The sequence below is a fragment of the Leptolyngbya sp. FACHB-60 genome (genome assembly GCF_014695775.1).
GTDB lineage: Bacteria > Cyanobacteriota > Cyanobacteriia > Phormidesmidales > Phormidesmidaceae > Nodosilinea.
In genome coordinates this window covers 45,938-59,105 of the sequence record NZ_JACJOX010000009.1, presented here as the reverse complement: position 1 = coordinate 59,105, position 13,168 = coordinate 45,938, and the positions used below count along the sequence as shown (strand labels likewise).

Here is a 13,168-nt window from a genome sequence, read left to right as displayed (position 1 = left end):
GGTTGGTTAAAGAGCCGGATTCGCAAACACCTCCCTCATGCTGACGGCTTACGAGCCGCTATCGAAGTCGTGCTCAAGCAAGCCGCGTCCTAACCCAAATGACCACAGCTATATTTGGCGCGCACCTCTGCGAGGATGCCCTTTGGGATGAGCAATGGCGGCAGCTAGAGAGCGATCGCCGTCACTATTTCGACTGTCTCCACGGCCCCCAGGCCAAGCAGATTGCCACGGTGCTGGATCAGGTCGAACCCTTGGCGCTCAAAGTCATTGCCCCTGGCCACGGCCCCTGGTGCGCTACAGCCTCAGTCGGCTGATGCAAGACTATCGCCAGTGGTGCCAGCACCAGGGCCAGCAACCTCTGCGGGTGGCGTTGCTTTACGCCTCCGCTTATGGCAACACGGCCCGCCTGGCCGATGCGATCGCCCAGGGACTGACGGCAGCTCAAATCGCGGTAGAGGCGATCAATTGCGAACAGGCCGATCCCAACACGCTGATTGACATCCTGAACCAGTGCGACGGTTTTATCATCGGTTCTCCCACCCTAGGCGGCCATGCCCCGGTGCAAATTCAAACCGCCCTGGGCTTGGTTTTGGCCAATGTGCCCAAAACTAAGCTGGTGGGGGTGTTTGGCTCCTACGGCTGGAGCGGCGAAGCGATCGATGAACTAGAGGGAAAGCTTCAGGATGCCAACTACCCCTTTGGCTTTGAGCCCCTGCGGGTGCGCTTTAGCCCCGATGACACCGCCCTAGAGGTCTGCACCGAAGCGGCGGCTCAATTTGCCCAGCGCCTGCGCAAGCGCCAGAAACAGCAGGTCGCTCGACCCGCGATCGCCGACCAAGCCCACAGCGATCGCACCGCCCTGGCTCTGGGGCGAATCATCGGCTCCCTCTGTGTCGTCACCACCCAAGCCAACGGCATCCACGCCGGATTACTCACCGCCTGGGTGACCCAGGCCAGTTTCAGCCCCCCCGGCCTGATGCTGGCTCTGCCCAGAGATGCCGCTGACGCGAGTCGATTTCTCCCCGGCAATGGCTTTGTGCTGAATATTTTGCAGGAAGGACGAACCGTACGCCGCCATTTCTCTGCCCAGCGGTGCTCGACCACCGCCTTTGACCACCTGCCCTTTGAACTGGCGACCAACACCTGTGCCATTCTCACCGACGCCCTAGCCTATGTCGAATGCACCGTTGTAGAGCAGTCTTCCGTAGGCGACCATCTGCTGATCTATGGAGCGGTGCAACAGGGGAATTTGCTTGCTCCCAGCGGTATGCCCGCTGTCAAACACCGTCAGTCGGGCCATCGGTATTAATCCCCATCGTTTACCCATGCACCCCAACTGCCATGCACAAACTTCACTGCACCACCCAAGCAGGCTGGGCGATACATGTCTATAACTGCGATCGCCGTTTGCTCTGCACCATCGGGCCCTCCCACGGCTGGGTATTTATGTCTGGTCTTGCTTTCGGCTTAGTTGTGAGCATCATCGGCTACAACCTGCCTCATTCATCTGCGGCGGCAAGCCCTCCGCCCCTATCGCCAGATTTCGTAGCGCCGCTACAACTCGATTAAGCGCCTTCCCCATCGGCTTGCTTCCAGCCCGCGATCAGGACCTACGAGAACTCGGGTTGAGAGCAATCCTCGCTCATTCCAAATCTCGGCGATTCTTAATCTTTTGGTCGCGACGCACCATCCCCTGATAGCGTCATAACCTACTGGAATGCAGTTGCTTTGGTTACGCCAAAGTCTGTAGCTTCTTTGCAAGAAGAACTACAGACTTTAAGCTGCCTTTGGTTTAGCCAATCACTTCAAATTCGATTACATCAAAGGCACCGCCCCGCAGAACAGACTCCGTTTGCTTGCCTCGTAAACGCTTTCCTGTAACGCTCTCAACCACACCCTGAACGGCTCCTAGGGTAAAAGTAAGCTTGCGGGGAGACCCTTCGGGTTCGCCAGCCGAACAAATCGTTTCTCGACAGTAAACTGAAATTTTGTCTTCGGCTTCGACGATCTTCTCAACAATGCAGAGTCGGGTACCATCTTTGCCCAAGGCCGCTTGGAGTAATTCAGCCACCGATTCAAGCGACCTACCTTGCCCTGCAAGACCTAGTTGCTCTGCCACTTGCCGACCCCGCTGGCGACCAGCGCCAATGAGTGCGATCGCAGCGGCCTTCTCACCTAAGACTTCTTCGGTGCCAACGACTAATGCTCTGAAACAAACAATACTACTAAAATCGCCAAGTTCAGAACGCAACTGAGCTACAGGTGAAACGACAGCAGTGGACATAATGGATGCCTTAAAGTATGGATAAACAGATTACCAAAAGCAGCAAAATTACTGCTTACAACAAATTTTGATGACCCAGTTTTGACGGAGGCTAATTCATCCTTGCAGACAGTAGCGACCAAAACAACCAAATGGTTCTTAGCGCGCAGAAAACTCAAACAATTTTCTCATGCCAATCTATTTCAAATATAAATCAGCTTAAGAATCGTTCCTTCAGCCTTTTCCAGGTACGATATTCCTTATTATTGCCATGTTATGAAGAGTATGCTTCCGTAATTTCCGTCAAATCACTAACAATAATCATGAAGTTATACGACTTTTTATATCTTGACAATTCCAATTAATTCTTATGTGTTGTTCGCTTTTTGCCAACACAAATGTTTTGATTTAACTACTTTAATTTATTTACAGAAACGTTTTTTGTATAAGATGTGCTTCAAACCTCAATCCACTGTGACAATAGATGTTGATGATTAAGGCTTACCAGCCTTTAGCTGCACACAACCTAGCTTCGCAACGGGATTCAAACAAGCATAGCGATGGACACGCAATTAGAATATTAGCTACTGCCACTGCCACAAATTGGGCATTCCATTGACCGATCGCCATCGCAACCGAGGATGATGCAGCATATCCTAATCGATCTGGCGACGGCTAATCGCAACATTCGCTGCCCTTACAAAAGCGCGATGACGAAGCGTTAGCCACGCTCTTTGTCGGCTCCGATTCTTACCCCAATCACAAGGGCGGTGAATCTGCTGCCAAGTTTCCCAAACCTAATGCCAAACTCAGGTTAAAACAAAATATCTGGAGCTAAATCAGCTAGCTCAATGGGATAGATACGGCTACTTGCAGCTTCGCTGACGCTCCACAAATATTGAATCGGCGCTGATTCGTCAGGGCTAGTCTTAGAGTATCGGGGCACCATGGCCTGCGGTCGAGGCAGCCCAGCCGTACGATTGATGATGCGGCCTTCATCGTTAATTAATAGAAATTCTCCCTCTTGGCTAAGCAGACCGTAGCCCACGGCGGTCTCAAACAGCCAGTGCGGTGAAATGTCGACCCGGTAGCGCAGCATTCTAAAAGGCTTGAGGTCGACAATCAGCAGGGCATTAGTGCAGTTTTCCTCTAGCGCCAGGTAACGGTAGGGAGTGCGGGTGGGCACTAAATTGTAAATGGGCACCGAGGCCGAGACTGCCCCGAGATAAGTACCCCGGCGCGTCACCCCATGAAACAGCGTACGGCTGCCCCGACGCACGACTAGCGCTGCGTGGCGGTTGTCTGGGGCAAGGAGAGTAACTAGCTTATCGCCGGCCGCAGCAGCGATCGCGGCCGTTAGCGGTGCCGATATTTTGACTCCTTGCCCCAGTGGCATTATCAACTGACGGACGGCTACGCGAAATGAATCTTTGGCGACCTGGGTAGCGGTGGCAAACCAGCGCCCATTGGGTGCAACCGCTACCCCATCAGGGCAAATACCCTGGGCGACACAACCCAGCCCGTGTCTCATCGATAGCAGGTGTAGGGAGCCTGTGGTGACTAACAGACCTCCCTGGGGAGTTGGCAAAAAACGTTGCACTGGGGCGGGCAAGGTAAAACCCTGGCTGGCTAGAGGGGCGGTCATTCCTGTTTTGGGCCAGTGATAGAACCACACCTGCTGCTGGCTACAGGTCACCAGCAGATGGCCCTGTCGGGGCAAGGGCACCAAGCCCATTACCGTCGTGGGGTGTGGCAGCGCCACAAAGGGCAAATCGGTGACTAAATCTAGCTCTGGCAGCTCTTTGACACGGGCGGGTTCACCCAACAGCCCCTGGGTTTGGTAAGTCTGATAAATCGCCATCAGGTCGGCGCGCATAGCTTGGGCGCTGAAGTAGCGCTTGGGCAACAGCTTTTGCAGCGCTTTGCGTAGCACTTTGCTAAAGGGCTCAGCCACCTGGGCGGGCACTATAGGCGGACGGTTGAGGTGAGCCACCATCAGCTCCATAGGGGTGCCCGAAAAGGGCCGCTGACCCAGCAGTAGCTCATACAAAATGATGCCGACGGCATAAAGGTCGGCGGCTGGAGGATGCTGGTTATAAAATCGCTCTGGGGCCATGTAGGCGGGGGAGCCGGTGTGGCCCATATCGGCCTGTTTGGCTTCCTGGCTGAGGCGGGCAATGCCTAGGTCAGATACTCGCGCCACCCAGCCCCCCGGCGTCAGCTCCATAAGAATGTTTTCGGGCTTGATATCGCAATGCACAATGCCCTGGCGATGAGCGCACTCTAGAGCGGCGAGAATGTCTAGGGTAAATCCCAGCACCTCTTGCACTGTGAGTACTGTGTCGCTCTCGATCAGCGATCGCAGTGTGCCCCCCTCGCAGTAGTCGAGCACCAGCTGTCGACCGCTAGTGGAATGCTCCAGCGCGTGACAGGTGACAATGCTGGGGTGCTCCAGGCTGATTAAAAACCGCAGCTCCCGCAAAAACTTGTGGGTGGGAAAGCGGTCTTTGTGGAGGTCTTTAATCGCCACCAGTTCCCCAGTTTTGCGGTGGATGGCGCAGTAAACTCGGCCAAACTGCCCATGTCCTACCAGTCCCAGGATGTAATACTGCGATCGCCGAATTTGCCGGGTGAGGGCCACCGTTTGTTTACCCCTGTTGCATTAGGGTTTGCATAATGGCTTGGTGGGCTTGGCCATTGGCCACCAGAGCTTCTACGGGCTGTAGCCGCTTTTGTAGACCCAGAACAAAGCGGTTGCAGTCATCGCCCTTGGCCGTGCAGCTGGTTTGGGCACAGCGCAGCTCGCGCCCGGTGAGCTGGCTAAAGAAGATTTCAAGAATGCCACGCTCCAGGTCGCCCGCTGGCTTTTGGCCTTGGGGGGCGGCGGCGGTGAAGGGAGAATGCCAGATTTCTACTCCTAAAAAGCCGCGATCGCGGTAGGTAATATCCAAATGAATCTGGCCCCAGCCGTGGGTTTTCCAGCACTGCTGCAGCGACTGGAGAAATTCAGCCATTGATAGGCTGGAGAGGGGCTGCTTGTAGTAGTCGGCCAGCTCTTCACAAAAGCGGGCGTAGAAATTTTTGCCCCACCAGCGGCCACAGTTGTAGAGCACCAGCCCCGACGCCTGACCAGTTTCTTTTTCTAGCCCAGAATAAATGGCCTGGAGCAGCGAGTCAGGAATGGCCAATAGGCGATCGCCGCGACGATTTTCTAGCAGCCCCAGCTCAGTTGAGCCCCGCACATAGAGATCTTGGGCAAAGTAGTTGCCGGGCAGCCGGCCATCGGTGAGCAAATCAGCAACAGAAACCATAGTTAACGTCCTTCACAGGGTAATGATGATGGTGGTCAGACCCGCCAATCACGGGCGGGGCAGGGGCAACCCCCAACGGCCAAACCGCTAGTTGTATCTAGAGCAACCCGGCCAGGGTGACGGTTTCGCGAGTGTTCAGCATCAGACTTTTGGCTTTTTCAAGGCTGGGTTTGAGCAGGTTGAGCTGGGCCGGCGAAAAGACCTTAGCCAACTGCTGCATCAGCAGCTGAAACAGCTGTTGATCGACCGCCTGCGTTTCGTAGGCTTTAACCATCTCGGGTAGCCAGCCCTGCAAGCGCTCTTCTACAAAGCCATCGTCGTCGAGCAGCATAGCCATGGCGGCGTAGCGCAGCACCATCAGCCCGCTGCGCACGCTGCGCTCGACTAAAGGCTCAGGGTGTCCGGCCTGCTGCTGCAGAGCATCGGCAATGGGTTGCATGATGGCAATTTCCTGATCTCGCAGGGTGCGGTAGACCGCCATCCGCTCCGGAATTGAGCTGACGTACTGGCTCAGGGTACTAAGGTCGTTGGCGTCGAGGTATTGCTTGTCGGGCGAGTCAAACAGAGTGTCGAGCTTAAAAGTCATGGCAAAATTCTCCGAAGAACTGGGGCGCAGGTGGTCGGGGGAGGATAGCGCTTACCGTCAGTGAGCAGGTTTAGCGATGGCAGAGGCTAGCCAAATAGGTCAGAGAACCCATCTAGGGTCAAATCGAGATTGGGATCAGCAGCAGGGGTGGCCGTTGCCGCCAGGGGCACAACGGGTACGCCAATGGTGGGCTGGCCATCCCAGGCAATGTTTTGGAAGAAATCGCTGACAGTCATAGTCATGGTTGACTCTGACCGAGCGGTGGCTCCCAGTCCTGGCATGGCGAGAACTGATCGCCCGTCCCAGGCCACAGCTTCAAAGAAAGACTGCACCGTTTCCCTCAGCCAGGGTTGAGTGACCTGAGACTCTTCGGGAATCATGCTCATTGGCCACCTTCCCCAGCCCGCAGGCGCTTCTCAATGTCGCGGGCATTGGCCCCTTCGTTCATCCAGAAGGAAGCAGCATCAATGCGCTCGCGCCCCCCAAGCAAAAACTTGCAGTAGGTTTCACCCATGGAGTAGCACTGAATTTCAATGCAGCTCAGCTGCTTGCGCACCATCTCGGTAAAGAATCCAGCAAACAGACCGGCATACAGGTGGCAGACGGGCTTGCCCACGTCGCCTAGGGTGCGGGCTACAGCGGAGTCAAACACGTTGATGAACATAAAGCCCTGTTTGCGATCGCTCATATCGACCTCCCACCGGCCCCAGCCTTGAGAAATGAAGGGCCACCACCAGGTTTCGAGCAAGAACATCAGGTTGGCGCGGCGGGGGCTCATGGCAAACTCGCGCTCAAACCAGGCTTCAAAGATCAGTGAGTCGTGTTTGCCCCACTCTAGCCCTACGGTGTACATGATGGCGGCCGAGGCGTCGCCGACCTCTTCTTGCAGTCCCTCAAGCAGGCCAATGATAAAGTCTTCGCTGGTGAGCACATTGCGGGTGTCGTTCCAGTCGGTAATGGTGCCGTAGTCGCCATTAAATTGAAAGAAATCCCGCAGGGCATAGTGGTTATGCTTTTTGGGGAATTTTTGGTGCAGACGGTGGGCGGTCTCTGTGGACATAACCATATATCGAACAGGCCTGTAAGACTGTTTTCAGTGATAGCTGTAATGTGCCCAAGCCAACGCAAAATTAACAGTGATGGGGCGCGATCGCACCATTGTTAACCTGGTGGCCCAAAGCTCAAACTGCTAGGGATAAAGCATTGTCGCTTACCTACGCTCTCCTGTCACGACACAAAACGTAGTAATTATCTCCAAGCACTAAATCCCAGACCGCTGCGGATGGCAGCCTGGGCGCTACTGTATGAGGCAATGAGGCCATCGGTTGATGCCACGGCTCTAGAATGCTTTTGGCTCGCCTTGATTTCGGCTGGGCTAAATAGACCCGCCCAAGATTGTCCGACTCAACTCTAGGATGGGCAAAAATAGTCTCAGCTCTTCAGTATTGAGATGCTGGGTCATCACCTCTTGCATGACGGTGTAGGTGAGGTTGCAGCTTTCCTGGGCACTAAAGGCTCGCATGATCGATTGGAACCACATCAGGAGGGTGTCTTTAAGCCGTTCTGAATCGTCAAGCAGCAGGGCCGTGGCGCTGTAGCGCAGCACTCGCACTGTGTCTCGCTGCCACTTGGCGGCTAAATCTTGACCACCGACTAGAAAGATGTCGGGCTTTTGAACCTTAAGCCGAGTCAGGACTTGGTTGATAATCTGCTGCTCGGCCACCTGAATTTTTTGGTAGGCTCGTAGCCGGGTGCTAACGGAGCCCAGATACTGCTGAAAAAACATCAGCTCTTGGTCAGAGGCGTAGCGACCATCGGTGGCTTGTACCAAAGTTTGGACTTTAGTGAGCATGCTGAGCAAATCTCCCGCAGGGTGATATTTCTACTATGCCCTTATATTGCGAAATGTAAACAAAATTATGGCTGAAAGAATTAGGGCGATCGCCTCAGCATCTTTTTGTCCTCTCAGCAGTCTAGAGGGCACCTGCATTGACTGTAAACCGATTGTCCCACAAGCTTCCTTGATCTTTGTGGATCCTATTTTCAGGGCTGCAATAAAACTTAAACCCTCTGGTGCCATGGAGCTAAAGACTCGTAGTAATCTGGTGGACATGGAATAACCCCCTATCCAAGCTTAGCCACGGCTTTTTGCAATGAGTCTGGGCTGGGGTTTGGCCTGGGCAAGCTGCCATTAATATTGATTTTCAAGAGGGCATTGTTCATGGTTCAACGTGGTTCTAAGGTTCGCATTCTCCGCAAAGAGTCCTACTGGTTCCGGGAAGTCGGCACCGTTGCCACCATCGACCAAAGCGGCATCAAATACCCCGCGGTAGTGCGTTTTAATAATGTCAATTACGCCGGCATTAACACCAACAACTTCGCGCTGGCTGAGCTTCAAGAGGTTGAGGCCCCCAAGGCCGCTAAGAAAGCCGCTAGCTAGGCGATCGCCCTCTAGCCCTGACCGAAAGCTGCCTTCAGTGCTCTGCCAGGGACCATAGGAGTTCGACTAGCGTTGTCGATGATAATTAAGGCCCGTGCTTCGGCATGGGCCTTAATTATTGGGATCGTTTCTGTATGCGCATTCCCCACGATTGCTATAGTTCAGGAACACACTGTAAGGGGGCAGCGGCCCAAGGTTAAGCTTTGCCAGAATTACCTGAAGTTGAAACCGTACGGCGCGGTCTAGCACGGGTAACGCCAGGGCATCGGCTGGAGGGTGGGCAGGTATTACTGGCCCGCGCGATCGCTTATCCCGCCCACAATGAAGCGGCCTTTTTAGCCGGCATTACCGGCTCCAGCCTGTCGGACTGGCATCGCCGGGGAAAATATTTGCTGGGGCAGCTCACCCAGGCTGACGGTAGCCCAGGCGGCTACCTGGGGGTGCATCTGCGGATGACGGGGCAACTGCTGTGGCTCGACCCAAAAACCCCAGTGCAGCCCCACTGCCGGGTCCGCCTCTGGCTCAGCGACAACCATGAGCTGCGCTACGTCGATCAGCGCACCTTTGGCCGCCTCTGGTGGGTGCCCCCTGGGGTTGCTCCCGAAAGCATTATGACTGGCCTCCAGACCCTCGGGCCTGAACCGTTTGGCGAAGGGTTCTCACTGGCTTACCTGCGCCAGCGTCTCAGTCGCAGTCATCGCCCTATTAAAAACGCCCTGCTCGACCAGAGGTTGGTCGCGGGCCTTGGCAATATCTACGCCGATGAGGCGCTATTTTTAAGCGGGCTTGGGCCACTCACTCTCAGCGATCGCGTTAGCTCTCAGCAACTCCAACGGCTGCACAACGCCATTCGCGAAGTGCTCACCACCAGTATTGAGTCAGGGGGCACTACCTTTAGCGACTACCGCGACATCTATGGCATCAATGGCAATTACGGTGGCGTTGCCTGGGTCTACGATCGCGAAGGCGAACCCTGTCGCCGCTGCGCTACCCCCATCTGCCGACTCAAGCTAGCCGGGCGATCGGCCCACTACTGCCCCCAGTGCCAACGTTAGAGGGGTCAGCTCAGCGCTAAGAGGCCAACGCTAGGAGCATCCTAGGACGCTGTGCCCAGTGAATTTCGTGTACAGTAAGGCTGAGGTTGATAGCAAATAGATCTATGGCAGCAACTTTAAAGCGTGGCGACCTGGTGCGTGCCCTGCGCGACAAACTAGAAAGCAGTCTAGAGGCTACCGCTAGCGATAAGCGGTTCCCACCCTACCTGTTTGAAACCCGAGGGGAAATTTTGGAAACCAGTGATGACTATGCCCTGGTTAAGTTTGGCGAGGTGCCAACCCCCAACATCTGGTTGCGCCTTGACCAGCTAGAAAAGTTTTAGGCCTACCCTGACCTGCCAAAAGCAAACACATCAATCAAGTTCACAACATGAAACGGGTAGAACCTCTCAAGGAGGCTCCACCCGTTTCACGATTTAACAAGTTGAACTAAACACCAGCTTAAGCAGCTACAGCTCAGAATCAATGGGAAGACCGCCAGCCTCTATAGGACTACCTAAGTCGGTAGTCATAGCTGGCGATGTCTCAGGAATCGGAAAAGCTGGTTCATCAAGAGCAATCTTTAAAGACTCAGGGTGAGCATTCGTCGCCATGCGCCAGGAAGAATTGCCAACCCCAGCCCCACCAGATAAAAGATTGATCACGCCAATGGCAGCCACTCCAAGGCCTGCCATTGTAACCATCCTGAGCCGGTGGTTGAGACCGTGAAAAACACCCGCGATAGTCTCTTCTGGGTCGCAGGCGGAGGAGACGCTTTGGGTGCGTAGACCTTGCCGGAGGGTGAGTAGGCGATTGTATAGCGTGCGGGCACCGTCGTCCTGCTTAAGCCAACACAAAACCTGCTGACGTTCTTCGGGCGTAACCTCACCATCGAGGTAGGCGCTTAGCAACTCGAAGCGATCGCGCTTAGTAGCATCTAAATCATGACAACAAGACGCTGTAGGCATCAAAGATTCATCTGAAGTAGCACCGCTGGAGGATGAACGCTGAACCTGGCTAGGCATATAGGGGAAAGTAGCCATACCAAAAACAACACCTGGAATAAGCAACTAAACAACGACCATGGTAGGCAACGACCCAATCTAGCAATTCGCTAAATTCGAGTTATTACCGCCGCTACTGATCATAATGCCAACCCCTTAAAATCGGTAACCTCCGAGGAGCAATTGTAGCAAGCAAAATATATATCCCTAGATAGAGATTGCTGCTTTTGCTTAGGCATTGCTATAAGGACGCGTTCTTGTTTCAGATCGGTTCCCAATGCTTCGTCAATCGCACAAAATGTAAAGTTGGTTGGCAGAGCACCCTGGATACATTGCCTCTAATGGCCTAAATAGGGCTGGAGATCGGTCTGCAACCGCTGCCGAGCACGGGCAATGCGAGACTTAACAGTACCCAGCGATACCTCAGTCATCTCGGCAATTTCCTCATAGGACAGCCCCTGAATCTCACGCAGCACAATCGTAGTGCGAAAAACCTCAGGCAGATCGGCAATGGCGCGATGCAGCTGGTCGTAGAATTCCTGGGTCATCATAGTGTCGACCGGACCAGGAGCATTGGCGGGTACATCCCAGTCGATACTGCCATCCTCAAGGGCAAGGGGAGCATCGAGGGAGAGGGTTGCGCGGTTGCGCTTACGCCGCCGCAGCTCGTCGTAAAACAAGTTGGTGGTAATGCGGCCCAGCCAGCCTTTGAACTTGGCGGGGTCATTCAGGCGGCGCATGTTGCGGTAGACACGAATCCAGACCTCCTGGGCGAGATCCGCCCGATCGGCCCAATCGGGTGCCAGGTGGTAGAGCAGCTTATCCACATGGCCTTGGTAACGACGCAGAAGTTCGGCGAACATCATTCGCTCGGGCCGTAGCCGTTGCTGGCAAAGGGCTACCAGTTCCGTGCTAGTCAGCTGTTCGGGCTTAACAGCGGCCTTGGGGGCGCTGATGGAAGCAGGCCAGGTCGAGAACATGGATTGACTCATAGCGTTTATTAGTAGGCCGACATTGCATGGCCACCAGCAAACCATAGCAGTTTGCATTGGGGTGGCCTGTGGCTCCAAAGATGATGTATATCAATACGAAGTATTTTGACGAAGGCAGTAACGTTCCATGACTTCCCTTGTGCCTGTGAATTGTCTGTCACACTCTCAGCAGGTAAGAATTGCCCTCGCTCGTACGCACCTAGATTGGTCTTTAAGTCTGTCATCAGAGTGATATAACAGATGTTAGGGCTACCTGTTTGGTAGTCATCTCCCCTTGGAGAGGTGGCAGAGTGGTCGAATGCGCCCGACTTGAAATCGGGTGTCCGCAAGGACCGAGGGTTCGAATCCCTCCCTCTCCGTACTGTGGTTGCAAGCTTGCAGCTCACCATGCGGTCATTGGCTCAAATGGCAATGAGCTAGTGGAACGCTGCGCTTATGCTGAAATTGGTGGTAAACACTGGTGGTAATCTACCACGCCCCTCCGGGGGAAGTTAACGAACGCGAACTCCCCAAAGCACTCTCGGGCGGCTCGGTCGTAGGCTAGTGCAGCTTCGTATGCTGTAGGCCAGCATTTAAGGTGCTTAGACTTGCCGCTGACAGTAATAGTCGCTTTGAACTTGCCGTTCGCCATCAGGCTGACTCCTTTATATCCAGAGGAGTTGTCTCGCCGTACTCCCTTGTTTCCCTCGTTAAGAGCTTGTGTGGCCAGCCGTAGGTTGTCTCGGGTGTTGTCGAGGGTGATCCTGCTGCGGTGATCGACCATCTCGTTGGGGCACAGAGCTCGATCTAGTTTGCGCTCCATAATTAAACGATGCAGTTTTATAATGCCGCTTGACGAATATTGTTGTATGTAGCCGCGCTCGGTTTCGTACCAGTTCTTGCTGTTGAGGTCATCATCCTCAGGAGAGATAATCGCGCCATAGTCGCGGTTCTGAAGTTTCAAGAAGATTCGCATTATTTTCTATAGTTTCGATAGATAAAAATAAAAGTCGGGGTGGCCCGGCTGTTTGGTTTGGTTTAGGCAGCGATATCTCGTCTGCGCTTACCCAGTCGGATGTGGGATACACACCCTGGGGTGACTCCAGCCTGCTTAGCGATCGCCCCGTTGGACAAACCAGTCTTAATCAATCGCTTGATTAGAAAAACAGTTTTGTCAGGCAACTTGCCGCGAGTAGTCCCGGCAGCAACTCGATCAATCGCATTGTCAGAAGCATTTCCCGCATACAGGTGGTTGGGTTTCCAGCACGATGGGTTATTGCAGCGGTGGAGCACCCATTGGCCACCCGAAAGCGGCTGATTGAAGTACGTGTAACTCAATCGATGAAGCCTAAAATCTTTCCCTAAAACGTTGAAAAGACTGTAGCCATCTGCGTCTTTTCGATGGTAATTCCAGCAACCACCAATGGGCTGATTTGCGATTAATTCTGGAAGCCGAGCCTCGAAACAACGAAGAGCTCCCTCCCAAGGGGAAAAGCTTTTGATTTCGCGTTTCAAATCGTAGAATTTAGCTGAGTTAAAATGCATGCTCTTTACATGTA

17 protein-coding genes and 1 tRNA gene are annotated in these 13,168 nt (G+C 54.1%); 7 read left to right on the top strand and 11 right to left on the bottom strand.

Annotation, left to right across the window (positions count from 1 at the left end):
- Positions 1 to 98 precede the first annotated feature (98 nt).
- Genes H6F57_RS02400 through H6F57_RS02390 form a run of 3 tightly spaced genes read left to right on the top strand, consistent with a single transcriptional unit; the run spans position 99 to position 1,569 of the window.
- Positions 99 to 314 (top strand): hypothetical protein, encoded by a 216-nt coding sequence (locus tag H6F57_RS02400; protein WP_190624437.1) that lies wholly within the window; start codon positions 99 to 101, stop codon positions 312 to 314.
- The gene (locus H6F57_RS02395; RefSeq protein ID WP_190624436.1) at positions 290 to 1,309 is read left to right on the top strand and encodes a flavin reductase; all 1,020 of its coding nucleotides are present in this window, start codon (positions 290 to 292) and stop codon (positions 1,307 to 1,309) included. The genes H6F57_RS02400 and H6F57_RS02395 overlap by 25 nt, the downstream gene beginning before the upstream one ends.
- A gap of 32 nt (positions 1,310 to 1,341) precedes the next feature.
- Positions 1,342 to 1,569 carry a hypothetical protein gene (locus tag H6F57_RS02390; protein ID WP_190624435.1) on the top strand — a complete coding sequence of 76 codons (228 nt, stop codon included), beginning with the start codon at positions 1,342 to 1,344 and terminating at the stop codon, positions 1,567 to 1,569.
- 223 nt (positions 1,570 to 1,792) lie between these two features.
- Here the strand turns inward: H6F57_RS02390 and H6F57_RS02385 are convergent, their stop codons facing one another.
- The 7 genes from H6F57_RS02385 to H6F57_RS02355 form a co-directional block, all read right to left on the bottom strand.
- On the bottom strand, positions 1,793 to 2,284 hold the full coding sequence (locus H6F57_RS02385) for a hypothetical protein (RefSeq protein WP_190624434.1): 492 nt from the start codon (positions 2,282 to 2,284) through the stop codon (positions 1,793 to 1,795).
- Positions 2,285 to 3,077: 793 nt separating this feature from the next.
- Positions 3,078 to 4,904, bottom strand: coding sequence for a serine/threonine-protein kinase (locus H6F57_RS02380; protein ID WP_190624433.1), 1,827 nt, complete (start codon positions 4,902 to 4,904; stop codon positions 3,078 to 3,080).
- A 7-nt stretch (positions 4,905 to 4,911) separates the two neighbouring features.
- Entirely contained in the window at positions 4,912 to 5,574 is a 663-nt protein-coding gene (locus tag H6F57_RS02375; protein WP_190624432.1) for a V4R domain-containing protein, read from the bottom strand.
- A gap of 97 nt (positions 5,575 to 5,671) precedes the next feature.
- The gene (locus tag H6F57_RS02370) at positions 5,672 to 6,160 is read right to left on the bottom strand and encodes a hypothetical protein (protein ID WP_190624431.1); all 489 of its coding nucleotides are present in this window, start codon (positions 6,158 to 6,160) and stop codon (positions 5,672 to 5,674) included.
- A gap of 86 nt (positions 6,161 to 6,246) precedes the next feature.
- On the bottom strand, positions 6,247 to 6,546 hold the full coding sequence (locus H6F57_RS02365) for a hypothetical protein (protein ID WP_190624430.1): 300 nt from the start codon (positions 6,544 to 6,546) through the stop codon (positions 6,247 to 6,249).
- On the bottom strand, positions 6,543 to 7,226 hold the full coding sequence (locus H6F57_RS02360) for a V4R domain-containing protein (RefSeq protein WP_073608551.1): 684 nt from the start codon (positions 7,224 to 7,226) through the stop codon (positions 6,543 to 6,545). The genes H6F57_RS02365 and H6F57_RS02360 overlap by 4 nt, the downstream gene beginning before the upstream one ends.
- A gap of 309 nt (positions 7,227 to 7,535) precedes the next feature.
- Positions 7,536 to 8,012 carry a phycobilisome protein gene (locus H6F57_RS02355; RefSeq protein WP_190624429.1) on the bottom strand — a complete coding sequence of 159 codons (477 nt, stop codon included), beginning with the start codon at positions 8,010 to 8,012 and terminating at the stop codon, positions 7,536 to 7,538.
- 369 nt (positions 8,013 to 8,381) lie between these two features.
- Here H6F57_RS02355 and H6F57_RS02350 point away from each other — a divergent pair, with 369 nt between their 5' ends.
- The 3 genes from H6F57_RS02350 (at position 8,382) to H6F57_RS02340 (ending at position 9,978) form a co-directional block, all read left to right on the top strand.
- Complete coding sequence (locus tag H6F57_RS02350) at positions 8,382 to 8,600, top strand: photosystem I reaction center subunit IV (RefSeq protein ID WP_190624428.1); 219 nt, start codon at positions 8,382 to 8,384, stop codon at positions 8,598 to 8,600.
- 203 nt (positions 8,601 to 8,803) lie between these two features.
- A complete protein-coding gene (locus tag H6F57_RS02345) occupies positions 8,804 to 9,655 on the top strand; it encodes a DNA-formamidopyrimidine glycosylase (protein ID WP_190624427.1) in 852 nt (283 codons plus the stop codon).
- Positions 9,656 to 9,759: 104 nt separating this feature from the next.
- Positions 9,760 to 9,978, top strand: coding sequence for an NAD(P)H-quinone oxidoreductase subunit O (locus tag H6F57_RS02340; RefSeq protein ID WP_190624426.1), 219 nt, complete (start codon positions 9,760 to 9,762; stop codon positions 9,976 to 9,978).
- A 126-nt stretch (positions 9,979 to 10,104) separates the two neighbouring features.
- On the opposite strand, the gene H6F57_RS02335 is transcribed toward H6F57_RS02340, so the two are convergent.
- Both H6F57_RS02335 and H6F57_RS02330 read right to left on the bottom strand, forming a co-directional pair.
- The gene (locus H6F57_RS02335) at positions 10,105 to 10,677 is read right to left on the bottom strand and encodes a zf-HC2 domain-containing protein (protein WP_206753707.1); all 573 of its coding nucleotides are present in this window, start codon (positions 10,675 to 10,677) and stop codon (positions 10,105 to 10,107) included.
- A 299-nt stretch (positions 10,678 to 10,976) separates the two neighbouring features.
- Positions 10,977 to 11,630 (bottom strand): sigma-70 family RNA polymerase sigma factor, encoded by a 654-nt coding sequence (locus H6F57_RS02330; RefSeq protein ID WP_190624424.1) that lies wholly within the window; start codon positions 11,628 to 11,630, stop codon positions 10,977 to 10,979.
- Between the two features lie 276 nt (positions 11,631 to 11,906).
- Here H6F57_RS02330 and H6F57_RS02325 point away from each other — a divergent pair.
- A tRNA-Ser gene (locus H6F57_RS02325) sits at positions 11,907 to 11,989 on the top strand.
- A 74-nt stretch (positions 11,990 to 12,063) separates the two neighbouring features.
- Here the strand turns inward: H6F57_RS02325 and H6F57_RS02320 are convergent.
- Together H6F57_RS02320 and H6F57_RS02315 are read right to left on the bottom strand one after the other, a co-directional pair.
- Positions 12,064 to 12,585: an HNH endonuclease gene (locus H6F57_RS02320; RefSeq protein WP_190624423.1), complete on the bottom strand. Its 522-nt coding sequence runs from the start codon at positions 12,583 to 12,585 to the stop codon at positions 12,064 to 12,066.
- Positions 12,586 to 12,647: 62 nt separating this feature from the next.
- On the bottom strand, positions 12,648 to 13,154 hold the full coding sequence (locus H6F57_RS02315; protein WP_190624422.1) for a hypothetical protein: 507 nt from the start codon (positions 13,152 to 13,154) through the stop codon (positions 12,648 to 12,650).
- Positions 13,155 to 13,168 lie beyond the last annotated feature (14 nt).

What these genes read in the sequence shown, in the direction of transcription:
- H6F57_RS02315 (WP_190624422.1), bottom strand. Translation starts at nt 13,154, where the DNA reads ATGCATTTTAACTCAGCTAAATTCTACGATTTGAAACGCGAAATCAAA.
- H6F57_RS02340 (WP_190624426.1), top strand. Translation starts at nt 9,760, where the DNA reads ATGGCAGCAACTTTAAAGCGTGGCGACCTGGTGCGTGCCCTGCGCGAC.
- H6F57_RS02370 (WP_190624431.1), bottom strand. Translation starts at nt 6,160, where the DNA reads ATGACTTTTAAGCTCGACACTCTGTTTGACTCGCCCGACAAGCAATAC.
- H6F57_RS02390 (WP_190624435.1), top strand. Translation starts at nt 1,342, where the DNA reads ATGCACAAACTTCACTGCACCACCCAAGCAGGCTGGGCGATACATGTC.
- H6F57_RS02355 (WP_190624429.1), bottom strand. Translation starts at nt 8,012, where the DNA reads ATGCTCACTAAAGTCCAAACTTTGGTACAAGCCACCGATGGTCGCTAC.
- H6F57_RS02385 (WP_190624434.1), bottom strand. Translation starts at nt 2,284, where the DNA reads ATGTCCACTGCTGTCGTTTCACCTGTAGCTCAGTTGCGTTCTGAACTT.
- H6F57_RS02320 (WP_190624423.1), bottom strand. Translation starts at nt 12,585, where the DNA reads ATGCGAATCTTCTTGAAACTTCAGAACCGCGACTATGGCGCGATTATC.
- H6F57_RS02400 (WP_190624437.1), top strand. Translation starts at nt 99, where the DNA reads ATGACCACAGCTATATTTGGCGCGCACCTCTGCGAGGATGCCCTTTGG.
- H6F57_RS02335 (WP_206753707.1), bottom strand. Translation starts at nt 10,677, where the DNA reads ATGGCTACTTTCCCCTATATGCCTAGCCAGGTTCAGCGTTCATCCTCC.
- H6F57_RS02350 (WP_190624428.1), top strand. Translation starts at nt 8,382, where the DNA reads ATGGTTCAACGTGGTTCTAAGGTTCGCATTCTCCGCAAAGAGTCCTAC.
- H6F57_RS02365 (WP_190624430.1), bottom strand. Translation starts at nt 6,546, where the DNA reads ATGAGCATGATTCCCGAAGAGTCTCAGGTCACTCAACCCTGGCTGAGG.
- H6F57_RS02330 (WP_190624424.1), bottom strand. Translation starts at nt 11,630, where the DNA reads ATGAGTCAATCCATGTTCTCGACCTGGCCTGCTTCCATCAGCGCCCCC.
- H6F57_RS02375 (WP_190624432.1), bottom strand. Translation starts at nt 5,574, where the DNA reads ATGGTTTCTGTTGCTGATTTGCTCACCGATGGCCGGCTGCCCGGCAAC.
- H6F57_RS02360 (WP_073608551.1), bottom strand. Translation starts at nt 7,226, where the DNA reads ATGGTTATGTCCACAGAGACCGCCCACCGTCTGCACCAAAAATTCCCC.